This window comes from Paenarthrobacter sp. NPDC089307 (assembly GCF_040685055.1).
In the GTDB taxonomy this organism is placed as follows: Bacteria; Actinomycetota; Actinomycetes; order Actinomycetales; family Micrococcaceae; genus Arthrobacter.
This window is the reverse complement of the sequence record NZ_JBFBHE010000002.1, coordinates 734,617-750,494: the sequence shown is the minus strand read 5'-3', so window position 1 is coordinate 750,494 and position 15,878 is coordinate 734,617. Positions and strand designations below refer to the sequence as shown.

Genomic DNA, 15,878 nt, shown 5'->3' with positions numbered 1-15,878 from the left:
CAACAACCGGGCACGATGGTGTGCGGTGGAGCTCCAAGTTCGCTCCCGTAAACTGTCCCCGTTGCCCTAGCTATTCACTACGACGTCGAGTAACCCGAGGAACTGATGAGCCCCGCAAACGAATCCCGCCTGTCAAAGGCTGAACGCACCGCCCAGGCACGGGAAAAAGCGCGGGCAATCCGCGAAGAACAGTTGAAGAAGGAGAAGCGCAACAAGCTTCTGGTCGGCTGGGGCATCGTGGTTGCCATCGTTGTCATCATCGCCATCATCGCTGCCGTCGTCATCGGCAACATCCAGAACAACGCGCCGGTCGCCGACCAGGGCCCGACGCCGGCCAACGGCAACGTCCACGGCGGCACCACGCTGCTGGCAGGCAGCAACGTCGTCAAGACCGAGCCCGCCTCGGTCAACGTAGCTGATGTGCCCTCTGCTCCCGCAACCAAGCCCGCGACCGTGACTGTTCCTGGCGGCGAGGCCGAAGCCGGCAAGCCCGTCAAGGTGATTGCCTACATCGACTTCATCTGCCCGGTCTGCAAGCGTTTCGAGACCACTTACGGCGACTCGCTCACCCAACTCCGCAACGACGGCAAGATCTCCCTCGAGTACCGCCCCCTCGGGTTCCTCGACCTGCAGTCCACCACCAACTACTCCTCGCGTGCGGCCAACGCGGCAGCCTGCGTAGCGAACACCTCGCCTGAGAAGTACGCGGACTTCTTCAACCTCCTCTTCGAGCGCCAGCCGGCCGAAGGCAGCGCGGGCATCTCGGACAAGGACCTGAAGGCCATGGCCACGGAGGTTGGCGCAGCGAATATTGACTCGTGCGTCGACAGCAAGCAGTTCCGCCCCTACGTGAAGTTTGCCACCCAGGAAGCTGCCGCCATTGGCATCACGGGTACTCCGACCATCTTCGTTGACGGCAAGCAGTGGGACGGTTCCACGGACCTCAACGCCGAGATCCAGACCGCCATCACGGCAAAGGGCTAAACCCCTCTCTGGTATTACGACGGCGGCCGGTCACCTTGCGTTCGAGGTGGCCGGCCGTTGTGATCCAGGCAGATTTCGTTGAAAGGAATGGTCTGGGCTAACCTTATCTAGCGCTCTTCGGCGCTTGGCTCCGGAATACCGGAGCGTGCCTCCTTAGCTCAGTTGGCCAGAGCACCGCTCTTGTAAAGCGGGGGTCGTCGGTTCGAATCCGACAGGGGGCTCCACGAACCCCTTCATTTCGGCGATTTGGCCGGAACGGAGGGGTCCGAAAAGGGCGAGTTCACCCCGGACGGCTGCAGCGGCAACCCTCTGGCTGTAGGGTGAGCCGCATGCGCAGTTATCTGGCTCGTATCAGCACCGCCATCCTTATGGTGCTCGTCTATGCTGGGGCACTTCAGGGCGTTCCTCCTGCAGCTGCGGCTCCTGAAATCAGTGCTACTTATCAGGCTTCCGGAGTTCCCACGTCCGTTGCCTATGACCCGACCACTCGTACGCTCTACACTGCGGATCTTTATGGCAGTAGTGTTTCGGTCCTGAGGGATGGCGTGCTGACAGCCAAGGTCGGCGTCGGAGCCTTCCCTAAGGCGATGGCACTGGATCCGCGGACTCACTCCGTTTATGTGGTCAACGAGGCCAGCGACTCGGTTTCGGTCATCAATGGCACGACGGTGACAGCCACGATTCCAGTGGAGCACCAGCCGATGGACGTCGCCGTGGACCCTGGCACCGGGAAGGTCTACGTCGCCAACGGCCTCACGGGCCTGACTGTTATTGAGGGCGACAGGGTCACCGGCACTATTGCCTTGGACGAGGGTTATGTGTGGGCGGTTGGGGTGGATACCTCCACACATACGGTGTATGCGGCCAACTATTTCACGAACAAAGTCTCGGTCATCAATGATGGTGTGGTCACTGCGACGATTCCTACCAACAGCCATGGTCCTTTATCGATCGCGGTGGATTCGGTATCCCACGACGTCTACGTTCCGGGGGAGTTCGCCGGGACCATCTCGGTCGTCAACGGGGACCGGGTCGTAAGGACGATCGAGTTCGAGCAGTACATGGAGTTTCCTCGTTTCGTGGCTGTGGATTCTTCAACCCACACTCTGTATGTGACACACATCGGCCTGGACAAGGTGTCAGTAATCCACGGCAGCGCCACGACACAGACTTTCAATGTCACGTATCCAGGCACGCCTTTGATTGATCCAGCAACGCACACGGTTTACGTGCCTTCGCGGGACGGATCAGTGGCTGTCATCCGGGATCCATCCAACCGGGATTTCACGGCTGACGGTCGTACTGATGTGCTGGCCAGAGACACCAACGGAGCGCTCTGGCTATATCCGACGACCGGTGCCGGGGGCTGGCTCCCGCCGGGCCGTGTGGGCCAAGGCTGGAACGTCATGACATCCATCGTGGCGGGTGGCGACTTCGATAGCGATGGGAATGCTGACGTCCTCGCCACAGATGGAGGGGGTCTGCTGTGGTTGTACCCGGGCGACGGACACGGCGGTTGGCGTCCGCGGCTTCAGGTCGGGCAAGGTTGGCAGTCGATGACCGCCATTATTGGTCCAGGCGACTTCGACAGCGACGGCTCTCCTGACGTCCTGGCCCGTGACCGCACCGGGGTTCTGTGGCTCTACCCGGGAAACGGGGCCGGTGGGTGGTCCGCCAGGGTTCAGGTTGGTCAGGGATGGAACGTTATGACGACGATTCTTGGCGGTGGAAACTTCACTGGAGACGGGGAACCTGATGTCCTGGCGCGGGACGCGTCCGGAGTGTTGTGGCTATATCCCGGAGACGGGGCAGGCGGCTGGTACCCGCCGATTCAGACCGGCCAGGGCTGGAACGTCATGACCGCAATCATCGCGCCCGGCGACTTCAACGGGGACGGCCGCGCAGACGTGCTGGCACGCGACACTGCGGGAACCTTGTGGCTTTATCCTCGCGCCAGCGCCACTGGGTGGATGCCACGTGTTCAGGTGGGGCAGGGCTGGAACGTCATGAGCACCGTTGTCTGACTCAGCCTCGGAGCACAAGGACGACAACTCGGCACGATCGAGCCCGGTTGAGACATTCAACTCCCGTACTGGGCGCCGGCGTCATGTCTTTAGTGCTGCCTGTTCCGACGTCCTGCCCGGTAGGCGAATGCATCCAGCGCCGCGATGATGTCTGGGGCCACCCAGACCCGGGTGCCGCGTATTTTGCCGGCGGATGCCAGGACCTCGGCCTCCTCCAGCCGTTCGACAGCCCGGTACGCGGTGGCCAGGGATGCCCCGGTGTGTTCTGCAACCATCTCCGCGGTCAGGGCGGGCTCCTGTGGGACCAGGCCCAGGACCTTGCGGACGGACGAGGGGGCGCCGGCCAGGCGTTCCCGGTAGCTTGCCTCTATAGCCTCGATGTCGTCTGCCAGTTGCCGACCGTTGTCGACGGCCCGGACAGCGGACTCCGCAAAGCCCTCCACGATCGGCCGGATGTCGCCTTCGCGGTAAGCGCCCAGTGCGTCGAAGTACAGGCGGGTGTCCGTCAGCAACCCGGAGGACACTGGCACGGTGACGTTCTCGGTAACGCCCTTGGCTCTTAGCAGCGCGCTGACGATGGCCCTCCCGGTGCGGCCGTTGCCGTCCACGAACGGATGGATGGTCTCGAACTGGGCGTGAGCAATCGCCGCCTGGGTCAATGCCGGGATGTCGTCCCGCTGCATGAAGGCCACGAGGTCCTCGACCGCCGGCATCACCCGGTCGGGATGGGGCGGGACGAACTCGGCAGTGTGTGGGGAGTTGCCGCGGATCCAGTTCTGGACGTCCCGGTACTCCCCGGCGATGTCTTCATCCGAGGCGTTCAGCAGGGCGTGGTGCATGACCGCGATGTTCTGCACCGATAGATCCTCGGACAGGTCGATTGCCGCCTGCAGTGCCTTGACGTTGGATGCGATCAGTGAAGCATTCTTGCTTGAGGTGTCTCCCAGCTGGGCCAGGGCGATTTTGCGTGCCCCGGCGGTCAGGTTCTCGATTTGGGAGCTGGACGCGGACTCGCTGCGCAGCAACAGCGCTGCAAACGGCGTCGTGTCCCGGCCCAGCTCGGCGTCGAAGCGGACCATCTCCACCGTTGCCGCTTCTGCCAGCGACTGGGTACGGGAATCAATTGCCGGGTCGAGGCCGGCGATCTCAGGGGCGACCGCGGCCTCGTAGGGGCCGCGCGCCAGGAGACGCTGTCGACGGGAGGCGCCACGGTCGGGGTCGAATTCCCAAGGATGTTCCTCGTATGCGATCGCCGGCCAGCCTCCCGCACCAGTGGTCAGGGAGATACTTGGCTGGGCGCGCACGTTGGCGGCCATCGCCTCACCGGCAGGGATGCCGCGGGGCTGTCGGGGCGGGGAGTCCATCGGGTTCCTTTGAGAAGATCGAATCTTGATTTTCTCATAATTGCCTCAGAATGAGAATCATATGTTTGCTCATTCTCATGACGACGGTCGACCGACACAGCTAATCACACTGCCAGCATCACTTGGTCAAACCCGCCGGTGCGGGTTTCCGTCGAAGCTGCGCCAAGCCCGCAATAGTCAGCCCGGCGGTGAGTGCCAGGGCAGATACCCATAAGGCGAGTCCGGCGATGTCGTGAACGGCCATCTGCGGCAGTCGCCGCTCGGGTACCGCGACGACGCCGATGAACGCACCAACGAGCCCGAAGTAACTGCCCGTCATGAATCGCTGGTGCGACGCAATGTTGCCTTTCCGGACGGCCCACAAGCCGAGGGACAGGGTGCAGAAGGTCAGCGCCGAGAGGGCATGGAGCCAGTTGAACCCGCCGTCGATTGTCCTGATGCCGAAGGAAGTGAGCACCACGATGTACATGCTCACTGCCCAGATCCGGCCCAGGATCTTGTGGGCTGCCGTGCCTTTGTTGCGGCGGAGCAAGTTCACGGCGCCGAATATGAGGGCATAGCCAGCTGCGATTGCGTGCAAAGCGATGAGGAAGGTCCACGGGGAAGCCATGCGTTCAGCCCTGGGAGCTGACGGAATCGCCAGTCCAGAACTCCTTGGCCCCGGCGGCTGCGGCACTGAGCTGTCCGCCGTCGAGAATCAGGGAGCTTTCGTCGATGCCCAAGGCGGGCCATTGCGTGACCAGCCGGAGCTCGCCCTCCCCGGGAAGGGGCCATAGCCACAGTGATCCCGAGCCCGCGAGTTCGTCGTCGCCGCCGCTGCCTCCACCGCCGTTGAGAGTCAGGACGGGCGCAGTGGGTTGCTGTGATGGATCCATGTACCGTCCGCCTCCATTGGGCCCGGTGAAAGCGCGGGAACCGTCGGGGAGTTCCACGCCAAACAGCAGAAGCACATCCAGCAGATTCTGGTTGGGCTTCGGCCGGAAGCCGTGCTGGAAGAACACTGCGGTGAGCCCTTCCCATTCCTCGTCAGTCTCATCGCCCCGGCGGACGATCCAGGTCAGGTCGAAATTGCATCCTGTCGAGTACACCTCAACGCCCTTGACGGCGATGACCCTGGTGGGGCTGAGGTGCAGGAATTGGCCGATGTTGACCAGTGCGGGGAGCTCGTAGCGGGGTGCACCGGACCAAGGTGGGGGAACGAACCGGACTTGGCGGCCACGTTTTGGCTGGGTCGGTATGGGGAAATCCTCGAAGAAGGCCAAAGGTGTCCTTTGCTCGCTGGTTTTGACCGACCAGCGGAACGACCTCGTGCGTGAGTCGTTGTGGATCCCCCAATCCGTCCTGTGACGAGTCTAGCTGCGCAGCCCGGCGTGTCCACCCGATGCATCTGTCAGTTTGCATTGACAAGCCTAAGATTGTCAGTCTAGCCTGACACCATGGAAGCCGATGAATTATCCGAGCAAATCCACTCCACCAGTCCCGCCGTCGGATTGCGGGCCGTGGGCGCCCTTCACCGCCTGGCCGAACAGGTGGAGGCAGTCCACGTCCGGGCAGCGCGCGAGCAAGGGTGGACGTGGGAACAGATCGGTGACGCCTTGGGTGTTTCCCGGCAATCGGTGCACGCAAAATACAGGGAATGAGTTGAGCAATGTTCGAGCAATTTACCCAAGACACCCGCCGGATCGTGGGATATGCCATGGAGGAAGCGCGCAGTCTGGGCGACAAGCGGATGGGAACCGAGCACCTGCTTCTGGGGGCTCTTCACGAACGCGGCCCGGCCGACGCCCTGGGAGTGTCCTTGGAGGATGCCAGGAAGGCCACGGCGCGGTTGGATGCCGCTGCGTTGAAGGCAATCGGGTTCGAAACCGCGGACCTTGAACGGGCAGCGATGCCAACCCGCGGAAGGAAGCCTCCCTTCAGCTCCGGCGCCAAGGAAGTCATGGCCAGCATGGTGAAACAGGCCGTGGATCAGAGATCGCGGAAAATCACTGCATCAAGCCTGTTGATCTCCCTGCTGGAACGCGAGGAGCATGACCCGGTGTCTGCCCTTTTCCAAGAGCTCAAAGTGGACCGGGCTGCCGTTCGGGACCGTTTGTTGTCCCAGTAAAGTCTGAATACAACCAAGCGCCCGCTATGAACGAGGGGCAGCGAGCAACTCCCGGGGAGCCAGTGCCAGTGCTGCTTCCCGGAGCTCCCGGGGCCGGAAAGGCTTGGTCAAGTACGCCGACGCCCCGGAGGCAATGCCATGAAGTTCGTCGTCGTGTTCGGCGAACGCGGTAATCATCAAGATGGGCGCAGGGCAAACAGCGGCAATGAGCCCCGCTGCCTCACGGCCGTCCATGTCCGGCAATCCCACGTCAAGTGTGATCAAGGCCGGGTTCAGCCGCTCCGCTGCCATCAGGCCTTCAGTCGCCGTTTCGAACGAGTGGACCTCGAAGCCTTCCGCACTAAGGATCAGGTCGATGAGGTCGCGAATGTCGTTGTCATCTTCGATGACGACGCATATGCGTCGTGAATCCATGTAGTCCCCTTTCAAGCCCAGTTTAAGGGTTCCTTGGCGACCTCGCGCCGGGGGCAAGTAGCCCCGGCCCCGGAGGGAGCAAAAAGACGAGTACAAACTACTCGTGTCTTCTCCGGCCACTGGGCCTTTACTGAATCCAGCGGATCCAAGCAACGGCCCATGACCCCCCTCGTCGGCCGGTGCTGCCCATCGGATCCGCGGCGCAGGGCCGGACGCATCTCCCAGAAGTGCGGTCCGGCCCTGACGCGAGGGCTGCGCGGCTGGGACGACGACGGCGACGCCCCAGCGTGTGGAGGCGTCGCCGTCGTACTTCTGTCAGGTGGGGTTACGGCGTGGGGCTGCCGCCGTTGACGTTGAGCGTTTCGCCCACCACGTAGCTGGATTCCGGCGACGCCAGGAAGACGTAGGCGGGTGCCAGTTCTGCCGGCTGCCCGGCGCGGCCCAGGGGAGTGGACTGGCCGAACTCGGGCAGTTCCTCCTTGGGCTGCCCACTGCTGACCTGCAGAGGGGTCCAGATGGGGCCGGGGGCGACGGCGTTCACGCGGATGCCCTTGGGGGCGAGCTGCTGCGCGAGTCCCTTGGTGAAGTTGTTGATGCTTGCCTTGGTGGTTGCATAGTCAACCAAAGTCGGCGAGGGGTTGTATGCCTGGATGGACGTTGTATTGATGATCGTGGAGCCCGCGGGCATGTGTGGCAGCGCCGCCTTGGTTAGCCAGAACATTGCGTACACATTGGTTTTCTGGGTGTGGTCGAACTGCTCGTCAGTGATGTCGGCGAGATCCTTCTGGGCAACCTGCTTGCCTGCGTTGTTGACCAGGATGTCGATGCTGCCCAGGACCTCGACGGCGGTGTCCACCACTTCCTGGCAGGTTGCCGAATCCTTGAGGTCGCCGGGGACCTTTATGGCCTTGCGGCCTGCGGCCTCGATGAGTCCGGCGATCCGCGCAGCGTCCTCTTCTTCCTCCGGCAAGTAGGAAAGTACGACGTCGGCCCCCTCACGTGCGAACGCAATGGCGGTGGCTGCGCCGATTCCGGAGTCGGCTCCTGTGACGATGGCTTTCCGGCCTTCAAGTCGTCCCGTGCCTCGGTAGCTTTCCTCGCCGAGGTCCGCTTTAGGGGTCAGTTCGGCGTCGAGTCCGGGCTCGGGTTGGTGTTGCTTTGGCGGGGAGATCTGCTCGTAGGCAGTGACTGGGTTGCGGAAGGTGTACTGGTCAGTCATGGTGGTCCTCCGGTTGCTTCGGCATGGAAAACAAAAGCTAAGTAAGCTTATGATTCCAGCCTAGGCGCGTGAAGGCGTCAGTGCCAAACCGGAGGCGCCCCTGTCAGGCCGCCGAGTGTATCGCCACGGAGGCCCGCTCAACGGTGGGGCATTCGATTTTCACGGGACCGGGTTCTGTGGCACGGTCCAAGCCCAGCAGCATGCGGACTCCTGCTGCTCCAAGCTCGTAGTGCGGCAGGGACACCGTGGACAGCGGCGGCCTGAGGTGCGCGGCGATGACTTCCTGGTTGTCGAAACCCACCACGGCAATGTCCTCGGGGATGGAGAGCCCGTTCTCCCTTAGCCCGTCGTAGAGGCCCATGGCCATGCGATCGTTGTAGCAATAGACGGCCGAAACGTTGAGTTTGAGCAATTCTTCCGTTACCCCGTAGCCACCCTCCTGATCCGGGTAGGCCTCCAATACCAGGGCCGGATCGAAAGCAATTCCCTCCGCTTCCAGGGCCTCCTTGTAGCCCTTGAGTCGTCCGTCCTTGGCCGGGGCGGGGGTGGTCGTGTTAATGAACGCGATACGCCGATGCCCTCCGCGGAGCAGTATTTCCGTGGCGGACTTCCCGCCCTGGGCCTCGTCGGGCACCACGGCGCGGGACGTCAACGAGTCCGGTGAAAAGCAGTTGACCAACACAAAGTCGGATTCGCGCAGCGTCTCGGGAACCTCAGTGGCCCGGTGGAACCACGTGGAGTACAGGATGCCGCGGACCTTGTATTCCAGCATCATGGCGATGGCGTCCTTTTCCAGGTCCACGTTGCCCTCGGTGTTGGCGATCAGGAGGGCATAGCCGTGCTTCCACGCTTCATCCTGGGCGCCGTGGATGATCTGCCCGGCGAAGGGGGTGGTTGCCACGCCGTCCGCAACGAGCCCTATGAACTTGGAGGTTCCGCTGACCAGGTTTTTTGCCATGGCATTGGGCCGGTAGCCCAGGTGCCGGATGGCTTCCTGGACGCGTCGCCGGGTCTCATCCGCGATGCGGGCGTTCTTCTTTTTGTTGATGACCAGGGAGACTGTTGCCGTGGAAACGCCGGCCGCTTCAGCAACTTCGCGGAGGGTGACCGGATGGGCGCGGTCGGTGGTGGTTGGAACATCGGCCGCGCTGCCTGAATTTTTCTCCTGCGAAATCATCTGTCCTCCATCAGGAGTATATCCATCTGCAGTAGCCGTCATCCCTTCGTCGCCCCGCTCTCAAGGCCTTGGATCATGGCCTTGTTCAGCACCAGGAAAACCAGCAACAGCGGCGTGATGGTCACGCACACGGCGGCGAACGTGGCCGTCCAGTCCACCTTGCCCATGGCTCCGATGTAGTTCTGCAGGCCCAGTGGGATGGTCTTCAGGTCCTCGGACAGGACGAACGTGTTGGCAAAAATGAAGTCGTTCCAGATGAAAATGCTGTTGACCAGGACCACGGTCACCACGGTATTCAGAGACAACGGCAGGGTAATCAGGCCGAAAATCCGGTAGGGTCCCGCGCCGTCCAGGGACGCGGCCTCGTACGTTTCGCGGGGAATGTACTCAAAGAAGGACGAGAACAAATAGATGGACATGGGCAGGGCAAAGCCAGCCAGCGGAATGATCATGGACTGGTAGGTGTCCAGCAGGTTCACGGTGGAGTAGTCAATGAACAGGGGGACCAGCGCGATCTGGACGGGGACGATGATGCCCACAAGGAACAACCCGCGCACGAACCTGCTGAATCGGAAGCCCAGGACCTGGATGGCGTAGGCGGCCATCATGCCAAACAGCACAATAAGGACATTGGCACCCATGGTGACGATGAAGCTGTTCAGTATGTTCCGGCCTAGGTCGCCCGTCTCAAACGCCCGCGCGTAGTTCTCCCAGGTCAAGGAACTTGGCAGGGCGAACGGGTCGCCCGTTGCGAAGTCCTGCTCCGTGCGCAGGCTGGTGAGGAACAGCCAGGCCAACGGGTACACCTGGACGATAACGATCAACATGATCAGCACCCGCGACAAAGTCCGGTACAGGCTCGGCTTCCGGCGCCGCCGCCTGGGCACAGCCGGCGACGGCGGGAGTGCCGGGGAGTGGGTGGCCGGGGCTGTCTGGGCGATCATGAGTCTGCCTTCCGCTTGAGCATGAAAAGGATGAGGCCGACGGCGACGAGGCACTCGATCACGATGAAGACGGAGATGGTGCTTGCGTAGCCAAAGTCCGTGCTGGTGAATGCGGTCTTGTACATGTAGGTGGTGAGCAGTTCGGAGGACTGCCCGGGGCCGCCGTTGGTCATGAGGTAGGGAATATCGAATCCACGCAGGCCGTAAGTAGTGGCCATGATGGTGGTGGTGATCCAGACCGGTCGGATGTACGGAAAGCGGATCTTGGTGAAGAGCGTCCACTTCGAGGCCCCATCCAGGACTGCCGCTTCTTCCAGTTCCTTGGGTACGGCGATCAGGGCGGCATAGATGATGAGCATGTAGAGCCCCGTGAACCGCCATCCTTCGGGGGCGGAAACAGCGGCCAGGACCGTATTCACGTCCGAGAGCCATGCCCGTTCAAAGGACCCAAGCCCAACCCAGTGCAGCAGTTGGTTGAGCAGGCCCACGGGATCGATCGAGTAGATGCGCACGAACAGGAACGCGATTGCCACCGTGGAGATCACGGCAGGGAGCAGATAGAGCGTCTTGATGAGCTCGCGGCCCCGGCGCAGGGAGGTCAACAGGCTGGCGACCACCAGGGCGCCGCCCAGTTGCAGGACCAGGCAAATGGCCAAATAGAGGAGGGCGTTGAAGAAGGAGCGCCAGAAGATGTCGTCGGCGGTGAGCATGCGGATGTAGTTCTGGAGCCCGACGAACTCCATATCACTGATGCCGTTCCAGGAGAAGAAGCTCAGGAACAACGATTGCAGGATGGGGAAGAGCACGGCTGCGCAGTAGAGCAGCAGCGGCGGTAGCAGGAACACCAGGACCGATGTCCTTGACCTGTTGGGAAGCATGGCGTGGCCTTTCGGGCGGGGGGCCTTGCGGCCCCCCGCTGCTGCGTTTACTTGAAGAATTTGGGCGCGTTCTGCTTGATGGCGTCATTCATCGTGGTGGTGAACTGTTCCGGCGTGATGTCCCCTTGGACGAGCAGTACGAGCTCCTGCTGAAGCCGGCCGTTGGTGGTGGGGTCCAACTGGGTATCCCACGGCATGGCTTGCTTGTCCCCGAGGTCATTGGCCGTCTCCAGGGCCTTCTTATACAGGGGAGTGGCATTGGCGGGGATCGTGGTCTGCACGTTGGTGGTGGGAGACAGGGCGCCCGTGGCCGCGTATTCGGCCGGGTACTTCTGCAGGGCGAACTTCAGGAAGTCGCTGACCAGCGGATCGTAGGTCTTCGAATTCACGGCCATGCCAATGCCCGACGGCGAGACGAACTCATTTGCCGAGGTCACTGCGCCCGCTGTGGTGGGGAGGGTGAAGAAATCGACGTCGTCCCGCACTGCCGGGTTGAGCTTGTCCGTGGCCAGGCTGGGCAGTTCCCACGTACCGATGTTGTACATGGCCGCCTGACCCGACGTGAACTGGTTCTGTGCATCCGAGTAGCCTTGCGCGGAGAATCCGTTCTGGAAGCAGTTGGCCTTGCCGAGCCCGGCCATCCATTCAACGGTCTTTTGTCCGGGAGCGTCCGAGAAGGACGCATCACCCTTCTTCAATTTCTGGACGAAATCAGGGCCGGCCTCCCGGAACGGCTGGTACGCGACGTAGCGTTCCAGCGGCCACTGGTCCTGCCCATCGATGGCGATCGGCGTGATCCCGGCGTTGCGCAACGCGGTGCACATGGCCGGAATGTCATCCAGGGATTTGGGAATGGAGACCCCCGCCTTTTGCAGGAGCGCTTTGTTGTACCAGAAGAACTCCAGCTCGAACTGGAACGGAATCATGTAGAGCGAACCGTCGTCGAATCGTTGATAGTCCAAAGCCCCCGGGCGGTAATCGTCGTAGAGGTTCAAGGACTTCAACAGCTTGTCCGCGTCCACCATCTTGCCTTGCTTGGCCAATTGCTGGGCGAAGGGGGTGGCATCGGTGTCGAAGAGTTCAGGAAGCTTGTTGGCTGCGGCCAACGTTTCGAGCTTCTGGATATAGGACGGACGGTCCGGTGTGGTGATGAGGTTCAGCGCGAAGCCGGGGTGGTCCTTGGCGTAGTCATCGGCGAGCTTCTTCATGATGTTGATGACTGCCCCGTCTGCGGGCCTGGAGAGCAGCCAGGAAATTTCGCGGGGTTTGATCTCACCGGTAGGGCTGACGTTGGCGGGGTCGGCGGTTTTTCCGCCACCGCCGCAGGCTGTCAGGGCCAGTGCGGCGGCTGCGGCCACGGCGGCAACGCGGAGTAGCTTTTTCATTGCGGTCAATCTCCTTTGATTGGATCAGAGGTTGGGGTTGGATGCTTAGATATCAGTGCGTTGACGTATTTCAAGTTCGCTGAGGCTGACGGAGCCTTCGCCGGCGAAGACGCCGATCCGTCCGGCCGTCAGGTCGTAGATTCTTGCGCTGAGCGCAACCTGGCGATCGACGACGGCGACGCACGTGTCGCCGTCGACGATGACCTCAAGGCTGTGCTCGCCTGGGGCGAGGTTGCAGGGGCGCTCCAGTTCGACGTCGAAGGGAACATCGCCGGAAACGTGCCATTGGGCATCCCCGGTGATGGCGCGCGGCCACCGGTCAAAGACGAGGCGGTTGCGTTTCGGCTCCAGGCGCAGGATGTAGGAAGTGTCGCCGTCATCGCTTGAGCGCAGGAGCAGCCCGCACTCGGTGGTATCCGGGGCGATGTCCAGCACGGCTTTTGCATAGAACTGCGTGGGTAGTTCCTCTTGGGAGACCAAGGCGCTGTAGCTGTCCGGGACGTCCAACCGCGCCGGCAATTCTGCCGTCAGGGACACCGGCACTTCTTCCCAGAAGCTCTCCACCAGTTCATCAGCGAAAGCGAATCCCAAGGTGCCGTCTGGGTTTTGGTGCGCTTCCAGGATGGACATGGTGCCGGCCCACTCCCAGGGCCCTTGGTCACTGTTGCCTTCCTTGCTGGCGATCCAGCCAAAGAAGAAGCGGCGTCCATCACGTTCTGCTGATTTGGATGCGTAGAACGCGCGGCCGTCAATAGTGTCGAGGTTAGGCACGGTCCATGGTCCATCGGGGCTCTTCGCCATCCTGTACCTGGTGGTGAAGGACTCGGAGAACTCCGAGTACACCATGTACCACCAGTCACCCCACTTGAAGACGTCCGGGCACTCGTGCGTGATGTAGCGGCGCGGGTCCCAGAATGGTTCGGCGTAGTCCCACGTCATCAGGTCCTCGGAAAGGCACTGGGCAATAACACCGCGGCGCCGTTCCGGGCCGGTTGAGTGCCGGGCCGCCAGCAGCATCCGCCACTGCCCTTTGGCTTCATCGCGGAACACGAACGGGTCCCGCCAATCTCCGGATTCGTAGCCGTCCGGAGCCCCGAAGGTCAGTTCGGGGTGCTTGGTCCAGTTCTGCATGCCGTCAGTGCTGGTGGCATGCATGACCAGTTGCAGAGGGACGCCGTCGGCGCCAACATTGCGGGGATTGTGCCCGGTATAGAAGAGGTGGTGGACGCCCGATTCATCGACGACGACGCTGCCCGTGTAGGCGTTGAAGTCCAGTTCGGCGGTGGTGCCGTGGGGGAGGGCTACTCCGTGGTCTTCAAACTGCGTGAGGTCTTTGGTGGTGATGAGATTCCATGACGTGCCCGGTTTGGGGTTTGAACGTACTTCATGGAGGTAGAAGAGCCAAAACTCCCCGTCCTTCTCGAAGGGAATGAGGTCTCCAACCCAGCCGTCGGCGGGTTGGAAGAAGACTGAGCGTTTCATCTGCGCTGATGTCCATTCTGCTAAAGCGTTTGATCAACATGAAGGTAGCGCAGGTCACACTGCTTGATCAAGCGTTTTAGCAAAGTTAATTTTCAGGGACATTTTTCTCCGCTAAAACGCTTGACCAGCGGGGCCGCTTGACGCTAACGTCCTTGCTACCGAAGGCACACCCGCGTCCCCTCGACGCCGAGCGGACAACTTGGGAGCCCACCGGACGAAGTAACTCCAGCCCTTTTGATGGCGCACTTCTGCGTGCCCGGATGCACCGCTGTGTCCGTGCTGCCATTGCGTTCTCAACCAATGAATGCTTGAGAGGAAACCGCTTCATGACGCTCGAATTCTCCCGACGAACAGTCCTGCAAGGCACCGGAGCCGGAGCTTTGGCTCTCTTCCTGGGTGGCGCCGCCGCAGGCGCGGCCCAGGCAGTGCCCTCCCTGCGGGCGATGTACCACATGACACCGCCCACAGGATGGCTGTGCGACCCGCAAAGACCCGTCTACACCAATGGCGCCTACCAGCTCTACTACCTGCACTCGAGCATCAACAATGGCCAAGGCGGGTGGGACCATGCAACCACCACGGACGGCGTCTCCTTTGCCCACCACGGCGCCGTCCTGCCCCTGCAACCGAACTTCCCAGTTTGGTCCGGCTCCGGGGTGGTGGACTCGGCCAACACCGCAGGCTTTGGTGCGGGAGCCGTCGTCGTCCTTGCTACCAAGCCGACAGGCGGCATCCGGAAGTATCAAGAGCAGTACCTTTACTGGTCCACCGACGGTGGCTACACGTTCACGGCGCTCGCAGATCCGGTGATCGTGAATACCGATGGGCGTGCTGCCACTACTCAGGCCGAGATCGAGAATGCAGAATGGTTCCGCGACCCCAAGATTCACTGGGATGCCGCCCGTAGCCAGTGGGTGTGCGTCATTGGCAGGGCGCGCTATGCGGCCTTCTACACCTCCACCAACCTGCGCGATTGGCAGTGGAGGTCCAACTTCGACTACCCGGACCATGCGCTCGGCGGGATAGAGTGCCCGGATCTGTTTGAAATGACCGCCGGCGATGGCTCCCGGCATTGGGTGTTCGCCGCGAGCATGGACGCGTACAGCGTGGGATTGCCCATGACGTATGCCTACTGGATGGGAACCTGGAACGGCACGTCGTTCGTGGCGGACAACCTCACGCCGCAGTGGCTGGACTGGGGCTGGGACTGGTATGCGGCAGTGACCTGGCCGTCGGTGGATGCGCCCGACACCAAGCGGCTGGCGACGGCATGGATGAACAACTGGAAGTACGCGGCCCGCGACGTTCCTACGGATGCTTCGGATGGCTACAACGGCCAAAACTCCATCACGCGCGAGCTTCGGCTGGAGAAGCAAGGCGGCGGCTGGTACTCCTTATTGAGCAGCCCGATAAGTGCGCTCAGCGGTTATGTCACCGCCACCACCAACCTTCCCAGCCAAACCGTCAGCGGCAGTTTTGTCCTGCCATGGACTGGCCGAGCCTATGAGCTGGAAGTGGATATCGCGTGGGATAACGCCGCCAACGTTGGGGTCTCCGTGGGACGTTCCGCAGACGGATCGCGGCACACGAACATCGGCAAGTACGGCAGTGAGCTTTACGTGGACCGCGGCCCTTCGGACCTGGCCGGGTACTCGCTGGTGCCCTACACGCGGGCCGCCGCACCTATTGACGCCAACGCCAGGTCAGTGCGCCTGCGGATCTTCGTGGACAAGCAGAGCGTGGAAGTGTTCGTGAACTCCGGGCACACCGTTGTTTCGCAGCAAGTGCATTTCGCTGACGGCGACACCGGGATTTCTCTCTATTCCGACGGCGGTCCAGCGAACTTCACGGGGATTACCATCCGGGAGTTCGGCAACCCGATCTAAGGCGATCCGCCGGT

The 15,878-nt window shown here is 62.0% G+C and carries 15 protein-coding genes and 1 tRNA gene; 6 read left to right on the top strand and 10 right to left on the bottom strand.

Annotated elements, in window-relative coordinates; genetic code table 11:
• Positions 1-105: 105 nt before the first annotated feature.
• From AB0N72_RS07360 to AB0N72_RS07350, 3 genes are all read left to right on the top strand, one after another.
• Complete coding sequence (locus AB0N72_RS07360; RefSeq protein ID WP_363930311.1) at positions 106-984, top strand: thioredoxin domain-containing protein; 879 nt, start codon at positions 106-108, stop codon at positions 982-984.
• Between the two features lie 147 nt (positions 985-1,131).
• Positions 1,132-1,208, top strand: a tRNA-Thr gene (locus tag AB0N72_RS07355).
• Positions 1,209-1,313: 105 nt separating this feature from the next.
• Complete coding sequence (locus tag AB0N72_RS07350) at positions 1,314-3,008, top strand: FG-GAP-like repeat-containing protein (RefSeq protein WP_363930310.1); 1,695 nt, start codon at positions 1,314-1,316, stop codon at positions 3,006-3,008.
• A gap of 89 nt (positions 3,009-3,097) precedes the next feature.
• Here AB0N72_RS07350 and AB0N72_RS07345 read toward each other — a convergent pair whose 3' ends face one another.
• From AB0N72_RS07345 to AB0N72_RS07335, 3 genes are all read right to left on the bottom strand, one after another.
• A complete protein-coding gene (locus AB0N72_RS07345) occupies positions 3,098-4,372 on the bottom strand; it encodes a Fic family protein (protein ID WP_363930309.1) in 1,275 nt (424 codons plus the stop codon).
• A gap of 118 nt (positions 4,373-4,490) precedes the next feature.
• Positions 4,491-4,982, bottom strand: coding sequence for a DUF2306 domain-containing protein (locus AB0N72_RS07340; protein WP_363930308.1), 492 nt, complete (start codon positions 4,980-4,982; stop codon positions 4,491-4,493).
• Between the two features lie 4 nt (positions 4,983-4,986).
• Entirely contained in the window at positions 4,987-5,634 is a 648-nt protein-coding gene (locus tag AB0N72_RS07335; RefSeq protein WP_363930307.1) for a hypothetical protein, read from the bottom strand.
• Between the two features lie 174 nt (positions 5,635-5,808).
• Here AB0N72_RS07335 and AB0N72_RS07330 point away from each other — a divergent pair, with 174 nt between their 5' ends.
• Together AB0N72_RS07330 and AB0N72_RS07325 are read left to right on the top strand one after the other, a co-directional pair.
• On the top strand, positions 5,809-6,012 hold the full coding sequence (locus tag AB0N72_RS07330) for a helix-turn-helix domain-containing protein (protein ID WP_363930306.1): 204 nt from the start codon (positions 5,809-5,811) through the stop codon (positions 6,010-6,012).
• 8 nt (positions 6,013-6,020) lie between these two features.
• Entirely contained in the window at positions 6,021-6,479 is a 459-nt protein-coding gene (locus AB0N72_RS07325; protein WP_363930305.1) for a Clp protease N-terminal domain-containing protein, read from the top strand.
• Between the two features lie 24 nt (positions 6,480-6,503).
• Here AB0N72_RS07325 and AB0N72_RS07320 read toward each other — a convergent pair whose 3' ends face one another.
• The 7 genes from AB0N72_RS07320 to AB0N72_RS07290 form a co-directional block, all read right to left on the bottom strand.
• Complete coding sequence (locus tag AB0N72_RS07320; RefSeq protein WP_363930304.1) at positions 6,504-6,893, bottom strand: response regulator transcription factor; 390 nt, start codon at positions 6,891-6,893, stop codon at positions 6,504-6,506.
• A gap of 325 nt (positions 6,894-7,218) precedes the next feature.
• Complete coding sequence (locus AB0N72_RS07315; protein ID WP_363930303.1) at positions 7,219-8,112, bottom strand: glucose 1-dehydrogenase; 894 nt, start codon at positions 8,110-8,112, stop codon at positions 7,219-7,221.
• A gap of 103 nt (positions 8,113-8,215) precedes the next feature.
• Positions 8,216-9,289, bottom strand: a complete 1,074-nt coding sequence (locus AB0N72_RS07310) for a LacI family DNA-binding transcriptional regulator (RefSeq protein WP_363930302.1) — start codon at positions 9,287-9,289, stop codon at positions 8,216-8,218.
• Between the two features lie 38 nt (positions 9,290-9,327).
• Entirely contained in the window at positions 9,328-10,233 is a 906-nt protein-coding gene (locus tag AB0N72_RS07305; RefSeq protein WP_363930301.1) for a carbohydrate ABC transporter permease, read from the bottom strand.
• On the bottom strand, positions 10,230-11,111 hold the full coding sequence (locus AB0N72_RS07300; protein WP_363930300.1) for a sugar ABC transporter permease: 882 nt from the start codon (positions 11,109-11,111) through the stop codon (positions 10,230-10,232). Before AB0N72_RS07300 ends, AB0N72_RS07305 begins: the two co-directional genes overlap by 4 nt.
• A gap of 47 nt (positions 11,112-11,158) precedes the next feature.
• On the bottom strand, positions 11,159-12,496 hold the full coding sequence (locus AB0N72_RS07295) for an extracellular solute-binding protein (protein ID WP_363930299.1): 1,338 nt from the start codon (positions 12,494-12,496) through the stop codon (positions 11,159-11,161).
• A 45-nt stretch (positions 12,497-12,541) separates the two neighbouring features.
• The gene (locus AB0N72_RS07290) at positions 12,542-13,978 is read right to left on the bottom strand and encodes a family 43 glycosylhydrolase (RefSeq protein WP_363930298.1); all 1,437 of its coding nucleotides are present in this window, start codon (positions 13,976-13,978) and stop codon (positions 12,542-12,544) included.
• Between the two features lie 326 nt (positions 13,979-14,304).
• Between AB0N72_RS07290 and AB0N72_RS07285 the strand changes: the two genes are divergently transcribed.
• Positions 14,305-15,864: a glycoside hydrolase family 32 protein gene (locus tag AB0N72_RS07285; protein ID WP_363930297.1), complete on the top strand. Its 1,560-nt coding sequence runs from the start codon at positions 14,305-14,307 to the stop codon at positions 15,862-15,864.
• Positions 15,865-15,878 lie beyond the last annotated feature (14 nt).